A 1,115-nucleotide genomic window follows, 5' to 3' on the forward strand; every position below is an offset into this window, starting at 1 on the left:
TCGTGGGTTCGTCTCTGTCGATGAGCTCGTGCTCTTCTCGCTCGCGTACGGCGTGCCCCTCACCGAGTGGGTCGAAGGAGACGGCGAAGTCGTCGTAAGCGAGTCCCACACCCTCCCCCGAAGCACGTTGCGTCAGGCCCTCTCCGGCGCTGTCCCTGAGTCCCCGTCAGTGGTCACTGTCGACTTCACCGACACGGAGGACTTGAGCGCAGACGAGCGGGTCGCACAAACGCTGGGTGTCTCGCAGGACGAAGTGACCAGAGCAGCACGCGAGCTGTGGGGTCACTCGCTCACCGCCGAGCGTGACTCTCGCCTTGTCGAACACAAGGGCCGTCCGGCGTCGGAACTGCGAACCCTGCGCGGCGGGGTCACTCGCGCACTCACTCGCAAGATCAAGGCTCAGTTGAACAAGGAGAAGTAACCAATGGCCCGTGGCTCTGTCTATCGACGGTGCGGCTGCTCAGAACTGGACCCGAGCACCGGGAAGCGAAAGCAACTCGGGCGGTCCTGCCCCAAGTTGAGGCGAGCGAACGGGCAGTGGGCAAACCACGGCGCGTGGGCTTTTACGCTCAGCCTCACGCTGCACACAGGCGAGCGCCGACAGGTCTCTCGATCTGGGTTCGATACTCGCGACGAGGCCGAGAAGGTCATGGACGACCTTCGAGCACAAGCAGCCAACGGCATTCGCGTAGACAAGCGCATCACGACGGGTGACTTCCTCACCCGCTGGATCGACAGCAAGCACGACGTGAAGGCGAACACCGCTGCGCACTACAGGCGCTACATCGAGAAGGTCTTCATCCCTCACCTGGGAAGCATCGCCCTGGCCGACCTGCGAGCGCATCACATCACGGCGATGCTGCAGGAGGTCAATACCAGCGCCCAGAATCACCGTACGTCGTCTACCGGGAACGCGACGACACAACGTGTGCGAGCGGTCCTCAGAAGCGCGCTAAGCGACGCTGTTCGTGAGGGCTACATCTCGACGAACCCGGCAGCCCTCGTGAAGATGCCCTCTGCGACTCGCACGAAGGCCCTTGTGTGGACGCGTGCGCGAGAGGACGAGTGGCGAGCAGAGGTCCAGCGATTGATCAACGAGGGTTCCACACCCTCCC

General features: G+C 63.3%; 1 protein-coding gene and 2 pseudogenes. All 3 read left to right on the forward strand.

Annotated elements, in window-relative coordinates:
• On the forward strand, positions 1 to 421 hold a 421-nt coding region (locus tag H483_RS0120375; protein ID WP_238556439.1), incomplete at its 5' end, for a hypothetical protein.
• 3 nt (positions 422 to 424) lie between these two features.
• Positions 425 to 622 (forward strand): annotated as a pseudogene (locus tag H483_RS40655) (hypothetical protein); the annotation flags it as partial.
• A 27-nt stretch (positions 623 to 649) separates the two neighbouring features.
• A pseudogene (locus H483_RS0120380) lies at positions 650 to 1,115 on the forward strand (hypothetical protein); the annotation flags it as partial.

The organism is Dietzia sp. UCD-THP (assembly GCF_000349585.1).
GTDB classification, from domain to species: Bacteria; Actinomycetota; Actinomycetes; order Mycobacteriales; family Mycobacteriaceae; genus Dietzia; species Dietzia natronolimnaea_A.